Genomic DNA, 18,652 nt, shown 5'->3' on the forward strand with positions numbered 1-18,652 from the left:
AAAAAAAGCGACACCCTCATTTGTTTGAGATGTCGCTTTTTCATTCCGTATTCGTTTGTGTCAAACTCATCGTCCTTTGGCTATCCTCCAGTCTGCCTACGCTTCCAAAAGCAACATTTCCCGACGGAGCTGTTTTAATCGCTCTGTGGACTGTTTCATTTGACTTTGGTCTTTGGCTTGCATTGCGTCATACAACGTCGCCAGTTCATAATCCAACTCCAGACGCAGCACCGGGATGCGTTCTTCCGAGTCACGTCGTTTCATCGCGGCAATTACCTGATCCATCGTTACATTGCAAAATTTTTCATAGATCACTTTTTTCTCAGCTCCTTTTAATTCCACTATTCTGATAACTTCTCCGTACTGGATTTGCTTCAGCAAGACGCACTCTTCAAAAGTGACCTTGATCATGGCATGCCCTTTTGCCCGCTCTACGAAGTGGTAAAGTACAAGTGCCACCCGCGAATCATTGACAGGAATGCCGGTAATGTGCAGCTTATAGGACCCGTTTAAACGCTGCATTTTCCAGTCGGATCGGCCATCTGTGGTGTTCACGAGGAGGTGAAACTGCTCGGGAGATTCTTTCCACGTGACGCTCACCCCTGCTTCCACCAGGGCCTGCACCATCGCGTGCAATGTTTTGCGGTCAAACCAAACTGCTAAATGAAAATACTCCAACTCCATGCCGAGATTCATTCTACAGGCCCCTCCCGTTGACAGAATACTCAGATATCAAATTAGCCGCAAGGGAGTGAGTGGTATATCATATTATTCAGGCTTTGGTTTTGCTATTCATAAAACTCGGCATGTATTTTTTTCCTGGATGGTATGATATCATATGGAGGATTCCAAGCTCCCTTGACGGGGACGATCGCCCTTTTCTTTCCAGTGGGGTTCGATGATGCTTAAAAGAGGTGTTTGTTACATGCTAACGTTTCCAGGCTTTCGTCAAGAAGATTTTGATGTTTTTGCCATTGATGGACTGGATGCTCGGATGGACGCGATCAAAACCAATATCCGTCCTAAATTCGAAGTACTCAGCCAACATTTTGCGCCTTTTCTCTCTGTAGCCACCGGAGATGAAATGTTTACACACATAGCAAAGCATGCACGCCGTACGGTGAACCCACCAGCTGATACGTGGGTTGCCTGGGCTAATGATAAACGCGGTTACAAAAAACATCCGCACTTTCAAATCGGCTTGTGGGGAACACATTTGTTTGTTTGGTACGCGGTAATTTACGAGTCTCCTTCCAAAGAGATCATCAGTCATGCGTTTAACAAGCGTCTAGATGAGGTCATCGCGATGGTTCCGGAGCATTTTCACTGGTCTCCAGATCATATGCAACCAGCAAGCACTTCTCAAAAAGAGCTGGGCACTGCTGGCGTGAAAAAGCTGGTGGACAGGCTGGCACAGGTAAAAAAAGCGGAGTTGCTCTGTGGTATTACCATTGACCGTCATGATCCAATCCTAGCAGACGGAGAAGCATTGGTGAGTCGTCTCGAAGAAACATTTGGCGTGTTGAGTAAGCTCTATACCTTAGGAAATTCTCGTGGATAGACCGCCTCCCGCTTTCTTTAGTTAAGTTATATGCAAAAGAACAGGTCCGCTTTCATTTGAAAAACGCAGGCCTGTTCTTTTGTTTTAGGAAAAAGACCGCAGTCGATCCAACGACTTGTTCACATCGCCAAACATGCGGTCAAACAATTGCTGGACACTTGGTACATCATCAATCAATCCAATAACCTGACCTGCCCAACCAAAGCCACGCTGGCTGTCGCCCTCATAAATAAATGTGCAATTGTTCTCTCCACTGATGAAGCTCTTTAACTGCTCGTAGCCTGCCCCTTCTTTTTCCAATTGGAGAATATGATCAGAGCCTGGTGTACGAACGACCCTGGCAGGTGTCCCCAGTGTTCGCTTGATAACTGCGGTATCGTGCTCGGTTCCAGCAACCAACGCCTCTTTGTAGGCAGAATGCGCATGGACACATTCTTGCGTCGCAATAAATCGCGTCCCCATCTCCACACCTTCTGCACCAAGTGAAAGCGCTGCCAAAATCCCCCGACCATCGCCGATACCACCACTAGCCAATACCGGAATTTTCACAGAATCCACCACACGCGGAATTAAAACGAACGTCCCAATATCATCTCGTCCCAGATGCCCCCCACCTTCTTGACCAACAGCCATCACAGCATCCGCGCCAATCGATTCTGCTTTTTGTGCTTGACGGGCAGACGCAACCAAAACAAGCTTTTTGATGGGATGACCATCGAGTCTGCGCAGCAGCGGCTCTGGATTGCCTCCTGTTACCGAAACAGCTGCCACTTTTTCTTCAATCGCCACATCCAGCATTGCTTCATACGGCCGACCGTGTTGACCAATTGCATAATTCACACCAAATGGTTTATCCGTCAATGCACGGACTTTGCGAATCTCCTCCCGCAGTGCTTCAGCCGATGGCAAGGACATAGCCGTAATTTGACCGAGTCCCCCGGCATTTGACACAGCAGCAGCCAAGTCTGCGTAAGCCAAATAAGCCAAGCCACCTTGAACGACCGGATATGTAATTTGAAGTAGCTCCGTTACTCTCGTTTTCATCCAATTATCACCCCATGTAAATGACCTTCTCGGCTTACAGGCCAAACTCCTGCCACCACTCGTAAACATGAATAAAAATTCGCTTGCTTTCCCCCCCTATTTTGCTATACTCAATTTGTTTGTTTTTCCCCTTATTATTCTTGATTAGTAAAGTGAGGCGATCGTAGTGAGACAAATGAAAACTCCTTTGTTCAGCGGGTTGTTGGAGCACGCCAACCGGAACCCGATTCAATTTCACATTCCGGGCCATAAGAAGGGTATGGGTATGCATCCGGCATTTCGCGAGTTCATCGGGGACAACGCTCTTTCGATAGACCTCATCAACATTGCGCCATTGGATGACTTGCATCACCCAAAGGCAATGATTAAAGAAGCACAAGATTTGGCAGCCGAGGCATTCGGCGCTGACCATACATTTTTTTCCGTGCAAGGAACAAGCGGTGCCATCATGGCGATGATTATGGCGACATGCAGTCCTGGCGACAAAATTATCGTACCGCGTAACGTACACAAATCGATTATGTCGGCGGTTATTTTCGCTGGAGCAATCCCAATCTTTATTCACCCTGCAATGGACGAGCGTCTGGGTATTTCTCACGGGATCACAGTGAAGGCTGTGCAAAAAGCACTGGAAGCCCATCCTGATGCTGCTGCCCTGTTGGTGATTAACCCAACGTACTTCGGTATTGCAGGTGACCTGCGTGAGATCGTGCGGGCTGCGCATAACTATGAAATTCCGGTATTGGTAGACGAGGCTCACGGTGTGCATATTCATTTTCATGAGGAACTGCCGATTTCGGCCATGCAAGCAGGTGCCGACATGGCAGCAACCAGCGTACACAAGCTGGGTGGCTCTTTGACCCAAACATCGATCTTGAATGTAAGGGAAGGCCTCGTTGATGTCGATCGGGTGAAAACGGTCATGAGTATGCTCACGACGACTTCGACTTCTTACATCTTCCTCGCATCGTTAGACATGGCGCGTCAGCATTTGGCCCTCAACGGGAAAATGCTCGCGGACCAAGCGATGGAACTGGCAGCAAAAGCACGCGATATGATTAACGAAATCCCGCGCATCTACTGCGTTGGCAAGGAGATTCTTGGAAAGCCTGCGACTTTTGCGATGGACCCAACCAAGCTCCTCATCCACGTACGCGATCTCGGAATCACTGGATGGGAAGTCGAGAACTGGCTGCGTGACAAGTACAACATTGAAGTAGAGATGAGCGATTTGTACAACATCCTCTGCTTCGTTACTGCGGGCGATACGGAAGAATCCATCCGCACGCTGGTAAATGGATTGCGTGATCTGTCCGTTGAATTTTCGCACGTACAAGCAGAAGAGAAGCCGACCATCTCACTGCCGAATATCCCTGTACTGTCCACCACCCCTCGAGAAGCATTCTATGCAGAAACAGAGACGATTCCGTTGGCGGAAGCAGCAGGTCGAGTCATCACTGAGTTCATCATGGTCTATCCTCCAGGTATCCCGATCTTCCTTCCTGGGGAGGTAATCACCGAGGAAAATATCGCGTACATTCAGGAAAACATCCGAGTCGGATTACCCGTACAAGGTCCTGAAGATGAGACATTGAAAACGATCAAAGTCGTAAAAAGACAAACTGCCATTTCTGGCTAAGCGATCCGAACCAAAAAACGCTGCCTCTTTCACAAGAGAGCAGCTTTTTTTATTTTTTATACAAACACTTTAAGATAAGATGGAATTGGGAAAAATCAGGAAAGGTGGGCTATGCTGCCATGCCAGACTGGTCGTATCAAACGATGTTTCGGCCACTTCTCTTTCTCATGCCACCCGAACGGGCCCGTTCTATTACCTTGAAGTCAATCGGCACTTTGGCAAAAATTCCGGGTGGTCCGTACATCATCGAATGGATGGGACATATGGAGCCTCCCTCACAGCTCTCCAAAACAATTGGTCCAGTCACGTTCCCTACTCCAGTCGGGTTGGGTGCCGGATTGGACACGGAATGCATCGCCATTCAGGCGCTGTCCAAATTCGGCTTCGGGTTTCTAGAGCTGGGGCCTGTGTCCAAAGAACCGATTGATTCTGACGGCACCGTTCAACGTGACATTGCCGCGATGAATATCCACTATTCCAGTCCGTTGGAAAATACTGGTATATATACCCTTGAGAGGCGCCTGGAGGGGGCTTCTGGCATCCAAATTCCTATCGGAGTCAGATTGGCCTGCCGACCAGAGGCCAGCCTGAGAGATGCCACAGAAGAGCTTCAGGAGCTGATCGCCAGATTGGAGCGTTTTTGTTCATTTTTCACAATAGATACGCGGGCGAATATGGGACAACCAGAATGGAGCCATACAGCGTGGAAGGAACATTTCTCCTGTTTGCGTAACAAGACGGATATGCCACTCTTGCTGGCGATCCCACCGAGTCTTGCAGAAGCGGAAGCACTCCCGATTCTTACCTCGGCAAAAGAAGCAGGACTCAACGGCTTCGTTGTCGCTGGAGGCACGATTCAGGAAAATTCAGCATGCGCGAACAACTCTGTTTACATCACGGGGAGGAGTTCACACGAGCAAGCCGTCAAATTTGTCTCCTGGGCACGGGAACAGTGGTCAGATGCCCTTATCATTGGATCAGGTGGTATTCTGGAGCCACAAAATGCTCTGACTCTTCTGGCAGCGGGTGCCAATTTTGTACAGTTGCACAGTGGCTTGGTCTATTCTGGCCCTGGCTTGCCAAAACGAATTAACGAAGCCATCTTGCAAACACAGCCAGACACTGAGGCTCCTCAAGAAAAGCGACCTGCTTTTTTATTTCCTTCTTGGATATGGGGACTCTTGTTGGGCGTGGGCATGATTATTGGTGGGGCACTTGCTTGGCTGGTCGCCGCAACAACCGTCGTCCTCCCCTACGACGAACGCTTTCTCGGGATGTCAGCCGACCAGCTTGCACTCTTAAATGCGCAAATCCTCTCTTTTATGTCACACGATCGGATTAGTCTGGCAGGAACGATGATATCCATCGGAATTTTGTATAGTCAACTGGCTTACCATGGTCTACGCAAAGACATTCACTGGACGCGGACCATCTTGCTCGTCTCCGGTGCTGTTGGATTTTCCAGCTTCTTTTTATTTATTGGATACGGATACTTCGATTACTTGCACGCGATTTTAGCGCTCGTGTTGTTCCCCATGTTTTTGCTCGCATTACGAGCACCTGCAAAGGTTCATTTGACTCGCCTACCGCCTCAGCTTCACAATGATCAGGATTGGCGAATGGCTCTATGGGGACAATTGCTCTTTGTCATCATCGGATTTGGTTTGACAGGGGCTGGTATCATCATTTCGATCATCGGCGTCACAGGTGTCTTCATTCCTTCCGACCTCGTCTTTCTCTGTGTATCAGCTGATACCTTGCAGTCTTACAATGAGCAATTAATTCCGGTGATTGCTCATGACCGTGCTGGCTTTGGCGGAGCCTTAGTTTCGAATGGCCTGGCCGTCTTACTGATTAGCCTTTGGGGTATCAGGCGAGGAGAAGCGTGGATTTGGTGGACATTGTTTTTAGCAGGCATTCCAGGCTTTATTTCTGGCATAGGCATACATTTTACTGTTGGCTATGTCGATTTTATTCATCTCTTGCCTGCTTATGTCGCAGTCATTTTATTTTTCGTAGCACTTGTACTTTTGAAGCCGTATTTATGCCGGACATAAAAGAAAACAGACGAAAGAATTCCTTTCGTCTGTTTTTCTTTATAAAAGCCTGACTACTATTGTGCAGAATCAGTCTTCGTCATCTTCGTCATCATCATTACCTGGAGCGAATGCCACCGTGTATACATATGGGTCTTTATCACGCTCATCGACCCAGACAACGCGATTTCCACCGATGCGAGCATTTTCCATCTCCGCATCATCATCCCACTCAATATTGCTATAGGAATCCTCTTCGAAATCATACAGCTCATAGTAGAATTCCTTGCTTTTTGCGGACAGACGATTGTCTTCATACAAAATCATATTGCGTGAAGCCTGTGGATTTTTCTGGTCACCATCCATATAACGTAGCAACGGATTGACTCTTTGACGGTCGATGTTGTAATAGTACAAATCCCAACCGGTTTTGGAATTGCCTGTATCTTCGCTCCAAACAACGAAGTTATCGCCGATTTCTGCTTTCTCTACTTTTACATTATCGCGGATTTCTGTCTCGTCATCTTCTTCGATATCGTAGAGTACGATGCTTGCACTCTTTGAGCCTTCTTCCACTACCCAGGTAGCGTAGTTTTTGTAAATATCAACACTTAATGGTTCATTTCTCACCGTCGTAACTTCCGTATGCTTTCCAGTCGTTAGATCTGTGATGATCACTTCTGTTTTGCCATCGATATTTACCCATAACAGACGCTCTCCGTCAATCTCATAAAGCTTCTCACTCGGTTTTTGATCATCATCTTCATGTGTAATCTGCTTTTGAGTGTCTTTACGAATATCGTAGGAGAAGAGTGCATCTTCATGCTCGTCATACCAGACAACATAACGCGAGCTTACAACAGGGCGAACAGAATCATGTTCTGGATTACTGATGACTTTACTTTTTTTATTTTCTACATCGTAGAAAACGATCGTATTATTTTTTTTAGACTCGGTTACGTACGCTACATAACGATCATGAGCACTTGGCTCCTTTGGTTTCCCGCCTGCATTACCTATCGGAACTAATTCCTTTTCGTCCAGGTCATACAGGTGGAGTTGGAGCTTTTTGTTGCTATCTTTTTTCGCGAATAAGATGAAATCGCCATAAATTTTCGGTCCGGTCTCACCGTACAGATTGCTCGCGATCTTTTTACCAGACGTTTTGCCAAGCTCACGATATTTCAAGTCATTATTGTCAGAATAGACATAATCCTCTTGATACAAATGTACATTTTGCTGTTCGTTTGCATCATCAGTCAATTCCTTAATTCTACCGTTACTGATGGAATAGGAATAGAGGTCGCCAGCCGATTGATGCTCATACACGATTTGATTGGAGAAAATACTTGGACGCCCTTGATCCCCTTTAGCAGTAACGGCAGCCTTTTCCTGCTTTGCTTTGATGTCATAGTAATAAATGTCATCATTGCCATTACGATCATCTTCCCAAGCAACATAACCACTGCTTACCACCGGGTTGCTTGCTTTTCCACTCGCTGATACGATCTCTGTATCTCCAGTAGAAATTTTATGTAGATAAACATCGCCGTTTTCTGTCCAAACAACATTTTTATCGGCAATCTCCAAGCCATCGACCGAAGCAGAACCACTTGTCAAACGGATTTCTTTTTCTTTCACAATGTCATACAAATAGACATCTGAACCGCCTTCTCGGGAATCAATCCATACGACGTAATCTCCATCGACCTTTGGATTCGTCTTTTCTGATTCCTTGTCACCTATTTCGCTCTGGTTACCTTTATCAAGGTTGTAGAGTGTTACTCTTTGCCCACCTTCAACCATCCATACCGCATATTTTTTTGATATATCATATCCTGCTGAGGATATTGATGGCTGGCTACCGTCTATTTTTTCTTCATCACCAATACTGTAAGCAAGTGCTGGTGTCCCGCTCCACAGAGATGTGACCAAAAGTGCAGCGGCCAGCATTCCCTGTATCGGTTTTCGCTTCATGACACAATTCCTCCTTTTGCAGCGATTTTCACACTTCTCCATTATCCTCCATGCGGAAAAGGTTGTCAAAAAAAACAGGCCTCAACATAGGCCTGTTGACTATTTATTCTTTTTCCTGTCTTTCACCAGGTCGGCAGTCACAGTTGCACACCGCATAAAGCGTTTTCACTGAATTACATTCAAAATGCTCAATGATGGTTCCGCAAGTCTGACATACGATAGTTCCCATCTATGTCCCCTCCGCATTCAATTGATTCACATATTACTACAAATATTATGTTACATTCATCTTAATATGCCACGTCATTCGGAGTCAAGATGCATTTGTTGATAATTAGTATGTCACATTAATTTGAAATATTGTCATTCAACCAGTTCACGATTTTTTGCAAGACTTCTTCCTTTTCAGGCTCATTCAAAATTTCGTGCCGCAAGCCCGCGAATCGTTCAAAAGTCTGTCTGTCTGGAAGGCCCGCTGTAAACTGCTCCACTGCATCCGCATCAACCAATGTATCAGCACCAGCCTGCAAAACAAGGACAGGATGCTTGATTTGGTTTCTTTCCTCCCACGCCTTTTCCATCGAGCGGTTCAATTCTGTAAACCATCTGACACTTACCTTGGAATAATTGAGTGGATCGTTCTGATAAGCAACCTGAACAGCTTCGTCACGCGATACCATGTCGGGAGTGATTCCATTAGGCATGACAAGTGTTGGCCAGACCCGATCGAGAAACTGTGCCAATTGCTCCTTCCACGCCGGTACAGTCAGTTTCAGTTTCAAGCATGGAGATGTGAGAATTAACCCTGCCAACTCTTTACTCCGCTCATCCGCCTGAATAAAGCGAGTCGCGATGAGACCACCCAGACTATGCCCCATTAAAAATACTGGCTTCTCTCCTGACGCATCGGCAAGCGCGGTACTCGTCCACTCCCGTACACGGGACAAATAGTCTTCGAATGATTGAATATGCCCCCGTCTCCCAGGAGAGCGCCCCCATCCCGGCAAATCTTCCGCATATGTGTCCCAGCCTGCCTGATTGAAATAAGCCGCTACATGCTCATAGCGCCCATGATGCTCTCCCGTTCCATGGACGAGAACAATCGCTCCCCGAGAATCTTTGGCCGACCATTTATGTACACCCATTCCCACTGTTCCTCCTACTGCTTGATTTCTTTCGATTATACTAAAAAACGGAAGGCCATATTTTACTGAAAAACCAAAACGAGCAGAAGATAAACTTCTGCTCGTTACCTAATACTGATTTTCTTCAAATGGAATCGATGGTAAATGCTCCTGGAAAAACTCAGCAAGCGCGACTGCCTCGTTCTCTGAATCCAGTCTGAAAATTTTTTGCAGATATCCTGGATTCACCGCATCTTCAGAACTGAGAAGAGTCGATTGCCCTGTCTGCATACAGATCACCAACGGCTTCCCATAAAACTTGTGTGTAAATACCATGCCAAAGTCGTAGCGAGTTCCCTCTGAAATAAAACCGAGGAAACGTACATTAGCGTTCTCCGAAACGTCGTATAAGTGGTCGTAGTGCTCCATCAGCAATCCCTCCTCAACAGTATTTTGGCCTCCGAATTTCGTGAAATATTCGGATTATTCACTAGTATAAGCGAAAAATCACGTTTTTGCCACCCAAACAGCATCATTTACCAAACGCGTCGGGTTAATGACCCTGTCTTCCCCTTCTTGAATCCATCTCACTTTTTCTGCCCCATGCAACGATTGCGCGACAAAGGAGAGACATTCAAAGAACAATTCAACTACTGCTGTACTGTATCGTTCCTCCATTTTCTCCAATGCATACGTCAATCTAAAAATATCTGGTACACTTCTTCGACTGGCTTCTAATACTTCTTTTCCTTTTTCAGTCGGGTATACGTGAACTACACGCCCATCCAACTCCGACTTTTCGATGGTCACCATGCCTTTCTCCATTAATTTCTTGATATGAATGACAATCGATGAGGGATGCCAGAAGGTCCAATCTGCAATTTGCGTGACGCGTACACCTTCATAACAGTAGATGATCCAGAGAATGTTTAACTGTACGGAGGAATCCAATTCAGCTTCCTTCGCTGCCCGCTCCCAGTCTTCTTTGTTCACCACATCGATGGCGCGCATGGTGTTTAAAGCTTCGAATACGTGTCTAATTGAGGCCTCCTGCATGCGTATATTCCTCCATGATCCTTTATCGTTCATCTAACGGCATATAAATATGATATATATTTTACACTTTTCAGAAAAAACGCGCAATTGTTTTTGGTCGCCAACTGCCTCATTGCCAAAGAGTGGAAGACAATGCTACACTTAACGCACAGAATACCGGTACTAGGAGTGAGTGCAGTCGTGAAACTTCAATCGGCCTACATCTATTTCGTTGATGGTTCTACCGCAGCATCTGTAAGTATTGACGACGTGAAAGCCAAGTTTACGCGATACGTTGACATGACCTCAAAAACAGGAAAGCAGTTGGGCTGGACCTATGCTGACGCCGCTTTCCCTTACAACCTAGAAGAACGCCCTGAAGGAAAGGACTCGTGGTTCCTTCTCAAAGGAAAAGACCCAAACATGTACAAAGCCATCGTTGTTGGAGTCGGGAGCAAAAATGAAAACGGTTCCGAAAAGCACTACATACAGGTGTCCCTCCCTGAATCGGCCACGCATGGCGATAAAAACAAGGCGAATGAGTACTGTCGATACTTGGCACGTGATTATAAAGCAGAGCTCCATCTCTTCAATAATCGCATTCAATACTTCCAACCTCGAAAGCCATAAAGAAAAAACGGAGAAACAGTCGAGAAATCTCGACTGTTTTTTCATGTCCAGGCCTATTCCCCCTGACCTCTTTTTTTCATACGAATAACAAAGAGTGGAAAGGGGTGTGCTTATGGAGGCGCAAGCATTTGTTCAGTTGGTTGCTGACCACGCCAGAAAGTCTTATCTGAACCATCGTTTATTCCCCTCCATTATCATAGCGCAAGCCATACTCGAGTCTGGTTGGGGTAAAAAAGTACCTGTTGACCCTGTCACTGGGACATCCTCGTATAACCTCTTTGGAATAAAGGGAACGGGACCTGCCGGCTCTGTCACCATCGAAAGCAAAGAGGTGGAAAACGGAAAAATGGTCACACGTACCTCCCAGTTCCGCGCTTATGAAAATTACCAGCAATCCATGGAAGACCATACCCAGTTTTTACGTAGGCCCGCATATAAAAACGTGCTGGCAGCCACGACTCCCGCACAAGCCGCACAGGCTTTAGAAGAAGCCAGCTACGCTACCGACCCTGCGTACGCCGAAAAGCTGACGGGCCTCATTCAGACGTACAACTTGTCTCAGTACGATTCATTCACCTCAGAAGGGCCACAAACGTTTCCTCCCTGGAAATTGGAGCTGGGCAATCGCGCATTACAGGAGGGCTTGCTGACCTCGCCTGAATGGCTAAATAAGTTAGACGAACCAATGCCAGTATGGGCTGTTTTAGCGGTTGCCCTGCGACTACTGGACAGACAGCGAGAGAAGCCATGAGTCCATGAATAAAAAACAAAAGCCCCATTGCCACAAGTAAACCTCGTGGATAATGGGGCTGTTTCGTATAAAAATGCAGTTGCCTCAGTCGTACGTTGCTTGAGCACGTTGATCAAATCATTTGAGACCTGGACAGCGAATAAAACCTTCCGTCCACCATCCGAATTCCCAGATCGACGCAATATTCCAATCCTTGCGTCACTCCGTACAATATCCATTCGGAAGAGAGGTGGTTGATATCAAAATCAGTGTAAAGGTCAGTGCCATCATTTCGGATCTCTTTGCGGTACGTCACATCAAAAAGGCGTAGGACAAAAGGCAGTTCAGCAAAAGGAATAGCAAACTTTCGCTCTATTTCTTGCTCGAACTCCTTCGTCATGCTCCACTCTGCCTGAATGGATTGCTCATCTTTCCAGGCAATGCGTATACTCGGGCCTTCTAGATCTGTGGACGATCGCGGGGGATTTGTCTCCATTCGCTCCCATCGTTCCTTTCTTTCATGTACTTGCTATTACCAAGTATATTGGCTTTTCCGTATATTATAGCACGGGGACATGCAAAGTGGAAACGCATCCAAGCCATAATTTTTAACGCCCAACTGTAAATGTATTTTCACCAACGGATACATAAGAAGTGAATTTCTCGGATTTCATTTGAACTTGTACTTTATAAGTGCCGTATGCTTCGAGTTTCGTAGATACAAAAGGCTCAGAAAAATAGAAGCTGTTTGCATTTTGTGTGGAGTATTTCCATTCCTTCCCTTTAGACACTTCTTTGCCGTCCGGTCCGATCAACACAAGTTGCATGCGCAAGTCTTTAGCTACAGGCGCGTCATCAACCTCTACGAACACGTTAAACGTACGAGGCACATTTTTGTCGCTGTATCCTTTGACAGGGTTGCTGAAAACGACATTTTTATTGCGGGTCTGCTGAATTCCTTCGACCACAATAATATTTACGTTTGGCTTAATCACTTGCAATTTGCCAGATTGCTGATCGTAATCGGCGAAACCACCGAGCTTGTTCACTATTGATTCTATCGATTCGGCCTTGGATGCTGGCATTTCACTCGCTACGGTTTCCGCACCGAAAAATACGCGCATTGCACCCTCTCCCACCGCAGTAGTGCTCCCTACCCCTGCTGCTACAGTCAACGCCAACAAGGCCGATAACCATGCTTTTTTCATGTCAATAATCCTCCTGTATGTGTGCGCGGCAGCGCTTGTTTTTCCGAAATTTCTTCTCTCTAGTTTATACGTTTGGAAAAGGAAATAGTTGTGCTGCCCTGATAAGTTTTTTCAACAATATCCACATTATCCACAAGCACAAAAACCTTAGGAAGAAAGACTTATGCACAGAGATGTTAGTAACTACTTCTTACTCTTGACGAAAATACGGCTGGGAATGACACAGAAAAAAGAGCGGCTATCCAGCCACTCTTTTTTGTTCCTGACACCTGCTACTCCTGTTGCGAAAGCCATGTAAAATACCGGGAGACCAGTCGAATAGCAACTTCGATCGCGTCTTCGTTCGGCTCAATTTTAGAATGATGCAAGCCGTACGGCGTTTGCACACCCAGCCAGAACAAAAAGCCGGGAATTTCTTTCAAAAAGTAACCGAAGTCTTCTCCGGTCATGGCTTCCTTGCAGGTGATAAGAGTTACTTCTTCACATTGTTCCTGTACCCATTGCATGAAGTCTGTCGTTAACTGCTCCTCGTTGTAAACCTGGCAGTAGCCAACCCCATAGTCAATCGTTGCCTGGCAATCGAAGCCTATTTCCACTCCCTTTACGAGAGATTCAATGCGGCTCTTGACGATTGCCATCGATTCCATCGAAAAGGTTCGGATGGTCCCTTCTAGCCTGGACTTCTCTGCGATGATGTTCTGCTTCGTTCCGCTCTCCAGCTTGCCAATCGTTACGACAGCCGAATCCAATGGATCCATATTGCGCGAAATAATCGATTGAAGCTGTGTCACAAGATGGCTTCCTGCAACCACCATGTCATTCGCCTTGTGCGGGAAGGCTGCATGCCCCCCTTTGCCAACCAAATCAATGTACAACTCAGAAGTGTTGGCAAACAAAATTCCTGGCTTCGTCGCAATATGACCGACCGGATATTCTGGCGCGATATGCAGGGCAAAAATGCAGTCCGGTCGCCACCCCGCAAACTCTTCACTTTCCATCATCGGCTCCGCACCGCCAGGACCTTCTTCTGCCGGCTGGAAGAGGAACAGCAAATCATCTGCCATCGGATGCTCGGTAAAATGCGTCAGGAGGCCAAGAGCAATTGCCATATGCATGTCATGACCGCATGCATGCATGAATCCTTCATGAAGCGAGCGAAACGGATAGGACGTTTCCTCTACGATCGGTAGGCCATCCATATCCGTCCGCCAGGCAATTAATCGTTTTGGCTTTGTTCCTGCCAGCTTGACCAAAATGCCTGTCCGCCACGTTTTGATCTCGATTCGCTCCTGGGGCAGCTTTTTCAAATAATCGAGCAAGTATTGTTGCGTCTTCACTTCAGCGAAGCCTGGCTCCGGTATTTGGTGCAAGTCTCGGCGAATTTGTGTAAACAAGGAAGTCGTCATGGTCTACGCCTCCTTTTTCGTACCTGTTCTTGCTGTTAATTGCTCCTCAAACACAGCAAGAAAACGGTCCACATCGGCTTTTGTCAACGTCAGTGGCGGAAGCAGACGAACAATCGTTTTCTGCGTCACGTCAACGAGAATTCCTTCGTCAAGCAATGCTTGCTGCAAGTGGCTTACCTCTTCCGGGGTGGAAGAGAGCGGAATTCCAACCATCAAGCCTTTTCCGCGAAGGGATTGCAGCTGATCTGGAAGACGCGTTCGCAGCGCTTCCAAGCCCGCCCACAGGTACGCAATCACTTCTTCTACGTGAGCGCTGAAGGCTGGATCAAGCAATTCGTCCAACACGACATTCCCTAGGGCAGCAGACAGTGGCGATGGTGCAAAAGTCGTTCCGTGATCCCCCGGTTTGAACTGGTTCATCAGCTTTGGGCCAGCGATGACACCGCCGAGGGGAAGCCCTCCCCCTATGCCTTTGGCAAAAAGGATCAGGTCTGGCGTTACGCCTGCATGCTCATAAGCAAACAGCTTTCCTGTTCTGCCCATTCCTGTCTGGATCTCGTCCATGACAAAGAGCATGCCTTCATGTTCACAGATCGCAGCTACCTCTCGCAAGAACGCTTCCGTTAACGGCACGACACCGCCAGAACCCAAGACTGGCTCCATGAGGACCGCAGCGGGTCTTGCTTCCTGGCAAATCGCTCGCAATCCTTCCGTGTCTTCCACATCCAGTTCATAAACAGGAAAAGCCGGCTGAGGAAAGTCTTGATAGACGTGAGCCTGCCTCGTCAGACGCACTGCTCCGAGTGTTCGCCCGTGAAAACTGTTGCGTAAGACAACGATGCCTTCACGACCTGCTCCCTCGTTCTTCGTCCATTTGTGAATCAGCTTGATCGCAGACTCTGTAGCCTCTGCACCAGAGTTGGTGAAAAACACTTTTCCACTAATGCTGTTCGCAACCAAACGCTCGGCCAAACGAATAGCGGGCTTATTTAAAAATACATTGGAAATATGCAAGAAGCGCTCTCCCTGCTCACGCAGAGCCTGTACAATGCGCGGATGAGAATGCCCCAGAACGTTTACCGCGAGTCCGGTAAACAAGTCGAGGTAGCTCTTTCCATTCGTATCGTACAAGTAATTTCCTTCGCCTTTTTCTATGGCAATCGGAAGTCTTTTGTAAGAGGAGACGATATATTGTTCATCGAGCGAACGCCAGTCCATGTGCACTCTCTCCCTTACAGCTGACGTAGCTCCTGCTTGATCTCTGTCTTGGAACGAGTTTTTTCATCGATTTGCTTGATCACACGAGCAGGCGTTCCCGCAACTACTACGTATGGAGGTACATCTTCAATCACGACAGCACCCGCTGCAACGACAGCACCTTTTCCTACGCGAACACCTTCCAGAATGACAGCATTTGCTCCGATGACAACATCGTCTTCGACAACAACTGGCTGTGCAGATGGTGGCTCGATAACGCCTGCGATAACCGATCCAGCGCCGATGTGGCAGTTTTTCCCGATGGTTCCACGTCCACCTACAACAACATTCATGTCGATCATCGTACCTTCACCGATAACTGCGCCGATGTTAATGGAAGCACCCATCATGATGACCGCATTGTTACCGATTGTCACTTGGTCACGGATAATTGCGCCTGGCTCAATACGTGCTTGAATTCCTTTTGTATCCAGCAATGGAATAGCGGAGTTGCGGCGGTCGCTTTCTACCACATAATCTTCAATTTTGTCTGCGTTAGCAGCGAGCACTGGCTCAATCTCTTTCCACTCACCAAAAACAACACCAGTAGGACCAGTAATGAAGGCTTTGGAGCTCGCACCAAAGTCGATTCCCTCCAGGTTCCCTTTCACATATACCTTCACTGGTGTTTTCTTTTCGCTTTTTTGAATAAACGCGATAATTTCGTTGGCATCCATCATGTTCATGGTTACATCCTCCTCAAAATAACAGCATGGTAAATCAAAAAAAGCAATGAGTGCATTCGCTATCTCATTGCTCTTACTACTACAGAAGCAAATCATAAATAGCGCTCCACAAAAAGACTTTAGGTCCCTTGTGACAGGATGATCATTTTTCATGAGACACCCCAGCCTGTGCTACGTAGGGGCATAGCATAAGCTTCGGCGCTTTAGCCTTTCTTCCTTCTCCTGCCCCCTGGCAGATTGCGAAAAGACTTACTCTTCTTCGGCGCACCTCTATTTAGAGTACATTATTATAATTTTATTTAACTCTACCAAAATCAATGAAACGTGGCAATAAGAAAAAAGTTATTGACAACGATTCTCATTTTCATTATTTTTATTGATGAGAATGATACTCATTATCTGAATTGGAGGTTTTACGTTTTATGAGCATTTTGATGGTATACGCGAGCATGACAGGGAATACTCAAGAAATTGCTGAAGCAATTGCAGAAGGTATTCGTTCAACTGGTGCTGAGCTGGAGATAAAAGAAGTGATGGATGCGAACGCAAAAGAACTCGAAGCTTACGACGGAATCTTGCTTGGTGCCTACACATGGGGCGACGGTGAACTGCCAGACGAATGCCTGGATTTTTATGAGGAAATGGACAATATTGACCTCAGCGGGAAAAAGGTTGTTGCTTTTGGCTCTTGCGACTCCGCTTACGAGCATGTCGGTGCAGCTGTTGATATTTTGCTGAAAAAGGCGAGCGAGCGTGGTGCGGAAACTCCTCTGGAAGGTTTGAAAATCGAGCTTTCTCCTACTGCAAAAGAAGTGGAAACGTGCAAAGCATTTGGGGTGTCATTTGTTGAATTGCTCGGCTAATTGATGTTTCCCAAATACTCTGGCACATGCTATACTATCAATCCAACTTTTTAAGGAGGATTGATCTCATGTCACTACATACGGACGAGATTCTCTTACGGCCTCTCCAACAACAAGACGCAGCCGAGCTCCTAGAGCTTCGGCTGCGTAATCATGACTTTCTCCAACCATTTGAACCAATCCGCCCCGCTTCATTTCTGACCCTCATAGGACAGCAAGAACAGATTTCACAAGCGCAGATTGATTTTGAACGTGGTACTGCCTATGCTTTCGGCGTATTCTCCCGAGAATCCGGAAAGATGATTGGACGTGTAGCGTTGTCGAATGTCGCACGTGGCGCATGGCAAAATGCGACGATTGGCTACTTTATGGATCAGGCGTGCAATGGCAAAGGTTATACGACATCAGCAGTAAATCTCGCCCTCCGCTTTGCTTTAACGGATGCTGGGCTGCACAGAGTACAAGCTGCTGTTATGCCTCGCAATCAAGCTTCCATTCGCGTCTTGGAAAAAAACCGTTTTCGCCAGGAAGGGCTTTCGTTACGCTTTTTGCAAATTAACGGTGTATGGGAAGACCATCTCCTGTACGCTCTTACTGCTGAGGAGTGGGCTCAGTAATTTCCTCCCTCATTTCGCTCTCTCGTAGCCGCTCCAGGATACGCCGTTTGCGGTACAGCATCATCCCCGCTTCGGCGACATCCTGTACGGTTGAACGGTTCAAATACGCCCCGAACAAAACACCTGCAATCGGCACCATTTGAAACAATTTTTTCCACCCAAAGTTTTCTGTGTACGTTACCACGACTTCACGCCATCCTTGCAATTGAGCCATAACCTCTCTCTGCGCATTTGGATCATCAAAGCGGGAGAGCTCAGCGAGTATCGCTTTTTTCCCTACAATGTCTGATGAAGCAAACTGCAAGCATTTGACGACAAACAGCCGCTCTCTTTTCTCTTCAGGTCGATAGCCATAGGCAAGAGCCATCTCTTGTAATACTTTAAGGGATGTCCCCATCAATAAAGGGATATCGATCGCGAGGGTAAAAATCCCTCCGAAGCCAGTCGTGGCACCTTGTACCGTGGCAAAATTCGCACGTGAATCCTTTAACTCCATTGCGACATCATTCATGATCGTAAGCGGTACAGCGGCAATCTTTTCTTTGTCAACAACAGACGCCCCCTGTCCCTCTAACCGTTTGCCAAACCGCTTGTAAATCGGTTCATCCTGCACCAAATAAGTTCCACCTGTCTCAAGAAAGGCTGCCATTTCATCTACGGCTTTTCCCAGCTTCTCTTGAACGAATGCAGGCGTAATCCGATCCAACAGAACAAACGGAAGTCTGCCAAGCTTTTCCCAGAACCACAAGTCGTTCTGGTCTCTCTCCCAAGCCTCCACTTCACGTAATGCCGTAACCAATGACTCCCTAGACTCACTCAACCCCAACAACCTCCCTGGC

The 18,652-nt window shown here is 47.0% G+C and carries 21 protein-coding genes and 1 riboswitch; of the genes, 8 read left to right on the forward strand and 13 right to left on the reverse strand.

What is annotated here, in order from left to right:
- Positions 1 to 96 precede the first annotated feature (96 nt).
- The gene (locus tag HPY28_RS07000; RefSeq protein ID WP_017249605.1) at positions 97 to 696 is read right to left on the reverse strand and encodes a hypothetical protein; all 600 of its coding nucleotides are present in this window, start codon (positions 694 to 696) and stop codon (positions 97 to 99) included.
- 229 nt (positions 697 to 925) lie between these two features.
- On the opposite strand from HPY28_RS07000, the gene HPY28_RS07005 reads away from it, so the two are divergent.
- A complete protein-coding gene (locus HPY28_RS07005; RefSeq protein ID WP_173622216.1) occupies positions 926 to 1,561 on the forward strand; it encodes a YktB family protein in 636 nt (211 codons plus the stop codon).
- Between the two features lie 84 nt (positions 1,562 to 1,645).
- Here the strand turns inward: HPY28_RS07005 and HPY28_RS07010 are convergent, their stop codons facing one another.
- On the reverse strand, positions 1,646 to 2,605 hold the full coding sequence (locus tag HPY28_RS07010) for an NAD(P)H-dependent flavin oxidoreductase (RefSeq protein WP_017249607.1): 960 nt from the start codon (positions 2,603 to 2,605) through the stop codon (positions 1,646 to 1,648).
- Positions 2,606 to 2,771: 166 nt separating this feature from the next.
- On the opposite strand from HPY28_RS07010, the gene HPY28_RS07015 reads away from it, so the two are divergent.
- The gene (locus HPY28_RS07015) at positions 2,772 to 4,244 is read left to right on the forward strand and encodes an aminotransferase class I/II-fold pyridoxal phosphate-dependent enzyme (protein ID WP_069849688.1); all 1,473 of its coding nucleotides are present in this window, start codon (positions 2,772 to 2,774) and stop codon (positions 4,242 to 4,244) included.
- A gap of 119 nt (positions 4,245 to 4,363) precedes the next feature.
- Positions 4,364 to 6,301: a beta/alpha barrel domain-containing protein gene (locus HPY28_RS07020; protein ID WP_174230285.1), complete on the forward strand. Its 1,938-nt coding sequence runs from the start codon at positions 4,364 to 4,366 to the stop codon at positions 6,299 to 6,301.
- 69 nt (positions 6,302 to 6,370) lie between these two features.
- On the opposite strand, the gene HPY28_RS07025 is transcribed toward HPY28_RS07020, so the two are convergent.
- The 5 genes from HPY28_RS07025 to HPY28_RS07045 all read right to left on the reverse strand — a co-directional run bounded on the left by HPY28_RS07025 (position 6,371) and on the right by HPY28_RS07045 (position 10,437).
- A complete protein-coding gene (locus HPY28_RS07025; RefSeq protein ID WP_174230286.1) occupies positions 6,371 to 8,257 on the reverse strand; it encodes a TolB family protein in 1,887 nt (628 codons plus the stop codon).
- 103 nt (positions 8,258 to 8,360) lie between these two features.
- A complete protein-coding gene (locus HPY28_RS07030) occupies positions 8,361 to 8,486 on the reverse strand; it encodes a GapA-binding peptide SR1P (protein ID WP_007723214.1) in 126 nt (41 codons plus the stop codon).
- Positions 8,487 to 8,604: 118 nt separating this feature from the next.
- Complete coding sequence (locus HPY28_RS07035; protein ID WP_017249612.1) at positions 8,605 to 9,402, reverse strand: alpha/beta hydrolase; 798 nt, start codon at positions 9,400 to 9,402, stop codon at positions 8,605 to 8,607.
- 108 nt (positions 9,403 to 9,510) lie between these two features.
- The gene (locus HPY28_RS07040; protein WP_015892160.1) at positions 9,511 to 9,810 is read right to left on the reverse strand and encodes a DUF3055 domain-containing protein; all 300 of its coding nucleotides are present in this window, start codon (positions 9,808 to 9,810) and stop codon (positions 9,511 to 9,513) included.
- A gap of 78 nt (positions 9,811 to 9,888) precedes the next feature.
- Positions 9,889 to 10,437, reverse strand: a complete 549-nt coding sequence (locus HPY28_RS07045) for a MarR family winged helix-turn-helix transcriptional regulator (protein WP_007723208.1) — start codon at positions 10,435 to 10,437, stop codon at positions 9,889 to 9,891.
- A 180-nt stretch (positions 10,438 to 10,617) separates the two neighbouring features.
- Here HPY28_RS07045 and HPY28_RS07050 point away from each other — a divergent pair, with 180 nt between their 5' ends.
- Positions 10,618 to 11,046, forward strand: a complete 429-nt coding sequence (locus HPY28_RS07050; RefSeq protein ID WP_017249614.1) for a DUF1885 family protein — start codon at positions 10,618 to 10,620, stop codon at positions 11,044 to 11,046.
- A 112-nt stretch (positions 11,047 to 11,158) separates the two neighbouring features.
- Positions 11,159 to 11,797 carry a glycoside hydrolase family 73 protein gene (locus HPY28_RS07055; RefSeq protein WP_174230287.1) on the forward strand — a complete coding sequence of 213 codons (639 nt, stop codon included), beginning with the start codon at positions 11,159 to 11,161 and terminating at the stop codon, positions 11,795 to 11,797.
- A gap of 112 nt (positions 11,798 to 11,909) precedes the next feature.
- On the opposite strand, the gene HPY28_RS07060 is transcribed toward HPY28_RS07055, so the two are convergent.
- Together HPY28_RS07060 and HPY28_RS07065 are read right to left on the reverse strand one after the other, a co-directional pair.
- Complete coding sequence (locus HPY28_RS07060) at positions 11,910 to 12,272, reverse strand: DUF4912 domain-containing protein (protein ID WP_017249616.1); 363 nt, start codon at positions 12,270 to 12,272, stop codon at positions 11,910 to 11,912.
- A 112-nt stretch (positions 12,273 to 12,384) separates the two neighbouring features.
- Entirely contained in the window at positions 12,385 to 12,984 is a 600-nt protein-coding gene (locus tag HPY28_RS07065; protein ID WP_173622220.1) for a hypothetical protein, read from the reverse strand.
- Between the two features lie 163 nt (positions 12,985 to 13,147).
- On the opposite strand from HPY28_RS07065, the gene HPY28_RS30690 reads away from it, so the two are divergent.
- Complete coding sequence (locus tag HPY28_RS30690) at positions 13,148 to 13,282, forward strand: hypothetical protein (protein ID WP_256436311.1); 135 nt, start codon at positions 13,148 to 13,150, stop codon at positions 13,280 to 13,282.
- Here HPY28_RS30690 and HPY28_RS07070 read toward each other — a convergent pair.
- From HPY28_RS07070 to dapD, 3 genes are read right to left on the reverse strand one after another with little or no spacing between them, the layout of a single operon-like run.
- Positions 13,257 to 14,390, reverse strand: coding sequence for an N-acetyldiaminopimelate deacetylase (locus HPY28_RS07070; RefSeq protein WP_174230288.1), 1,134 nt, complete (start codon positions 14,388 to 14,390; stop codon positions 13,257 to 13,259). The two genes, HPY28_RS30690 and HPY28_RS07070, sit on opposite strands and share 26 nt — an antisense overlap.
- 3 nt (positions 14,391 to 14,393) lie before the next feature.
- On the reverse strand, positions 14,394 to 15,608 hold the full coding sequence (locus HPY28_RS07075) for an aspartate aminotransferase family protein (protein ID WP_017249619.1): 1,215 nt from the start codon (positions 15,606 to 15,608) through the stop codon (positions 14,394 to 14,396).
- 14 nt (positions 15,609 to 15,622) lie between these two features.
- Positions 15,623 to 16,333, reverse strand: coding sequence for a 2,3,4,5-tetrahydropyridine-2,6-dicarboxylate N-acetyltransferase (dapD, locus tag HPY28_RS07080; protein ID WP_007723196.1), 711 nt, complete (start codon positions 16,331 to 16,333; stop codon positions 15,623 to 15,625).
- 91 nt (positions 16,334 to 16,424) lie between these two features.
- Positions 16,425 to 16,614, reverse strand: a riboswitch (Lysine riboswitch).
- A 141-nt stretch (positions 16,615 to 16,755) separates the two neighbouring features.
- Between dapD and HPY28_RS07085 the strand changes: the two genes are divergently transcribed.
- Together HPY28_RS07085 and HPY28_RS07090 are read left to right on the forward strand one after the other, a co-directional pair.
- Positions 16,756 to 17,196 carry a flavodoxin gene (locus tag HPY28_RS07085; protein WP_174230289.1) on the forward strand — a complete coding sequence of 147 codons (441 nt, stop codon included), beginning with the start codon at positions 16,756 to 16,758 and terminating at the stop codon, positions 17,194 to 17,196.
- Between the two features lie 68 nt (positions 17,197 to 17,264).
- Positions 17,265 to 17,813, forward strand: coding sequence for a GNAT family N-acetyltransferase (locus HPY28_RS07090; protein ID WP_174230290.1), 549 nt, complete (start codon positions 17,265 to 17,267; stop codon positions 17,811 to 17,813).
- On the opposite strand, the gene HPY28_RS07095 is transcribed toward HPY28_RS07090, so the two are convergent.
- Complete coding sequence (locus HPY28_RS07095) at positions 17,788 to 18,642, reverse strand: EcsC family protein (protein WP_173622224.1); 855 nt, start codon at positions 18,640 to 18,642, stop codon at positions 17,788 to 17,790. The two genes, HPY28_RS07090 and HPY28_RS07095, sit on opposite strands and share 26 nt — an antisense overlap.
- Positions 18,643 to 18,652: the final 10 nt, after the last annotated feature.

Source organism: Brevibacillus sp. HB1.2 (assembly GCF_013332495.1).
GTDB lineage: Bacteria > Bacillota > Bacilli > Brevibacillales > Brevibacillaceae > Brevibacillus > Brevibacillus porteri.

Coding starts and splice junctions, on each gene's coding strand:
- HPY28_RS07025 (WP_174230286.1), bottom strand. CDS start 8,257: ATGAAGCGAAAACCGATACAGGGAATGCTGGCCGCTGCACTTTTGGTC.
- HPY28_RS07040 (WP_015892160.1), bottom strand. CDS start 9,810: ATGGAGCACTACGACCACTTATACGACGTTTCGGAGAACGCTAATGTA.
- HPY28_RS07085 (WP_174230289.1), top strand. CDS start 16,756: ATGAGCATTTTGATGGTATACGCGAGCATGACAGGGAATACTCAAGAA.
- HPY28_RS07030 (WP_007723214.1), bottom strand. CDS start 8,486: ATGGGAACTATCGTATGTCAGACTTGCGGAACCATCATTGAGCATTTT.
- dapD (WP_007723196.1), bottom strand. CDS start 16,333: ATGAACATGATGGATGCCAACGAAATTATCGCGTTTATTCAAAAAAGC.
- HPY28_RS07070 (WP_174230288.1), bottom strand. CDS start 14,390: ATGACGACTTCCTTGTTTACACAAATTCGCCGAGACTTGCACCAAATA.
- HPY28_RS07055 (WP_174230287.1), top strand. CDS start 11,159: ATGGAGGCGCAAGCATTTGTTCAGTTGGTTGCTGACCACGCCAGAAAG.
- HPY28_RS07090 (WP_174230290.1), top strand. CDS start 17,265: ATGTCACTACATACGGACGAGATTCTCTTACGGCCTCTCCAACAACAA.
- HPY28_RS07075 (WP_017249619.1), bottom strand. CDS start 15,608: ATGGACTGGCGTTCGCTCGATGAACAATATATCGTCTCCTCTTACAAA.
- HPY28_RS07065 (WP_173622220.1), bottom strand. CDS start 12,984: ATGAAAAAAGCATGGTTATCGGCCTTGTTGGCGTTGACTGTAGCAGCA.
- HPY28_RS30690 (WP_256436311.1), top strand. CDS start 13,148: ATGCACAGAGATGTTAGTAACTACTTCTTACTCTTGACGAAAATACGG.
- HPY28_RS07005 (WP_173622216.1), top strand. CDS start 926: ATGCTAACGTTTCCAGGCTTTCGTCAAGAAGATTTTGATGTTTTTGCC.
- HPY28_RS07035 (WP_017249612.1), bottom strand. CDS start 9,402: ATGGGTGTACATAAATGGTCGGCCAAAGATTCTCGGGGAGCGATTGTT.
- HPY28_RS07010 (WP_017249607.1), bottom strand. CDS start 2,605: ATGAAAACGAGAGTAACGGAGCTACTTCAAATTACATATCCGGTCGTT.
- HPY28_RS07020 (WP_174230285.1), top strand. CDS start 4,364: ATGCCAGACTGGTCGTATCAAACGATGTTTCGGCCACTTCTCTTTCTC.
- HPY28_RS07060 (WP_017249616.1), bottom strand. CDS start 12,272: ATGGAGACAAATCCCCCGCGATCGTCCACAGATCTAGAAGGCCCGAGT.
- HPY28_RS07045 (WP_007723208.1), bottom strand. CDS start 10,437: ATGCAGGAGGCCTCAATTAGACACGTATTCGAAGCTTTAAACACCATG.
- HPY28_RS07000 (WP_017249605.1), bottom strand. CDS start 696: ATGAATCTCGGCATGGAGTTGGAGTATTTTCATTTAGCAGTTTGGTTT.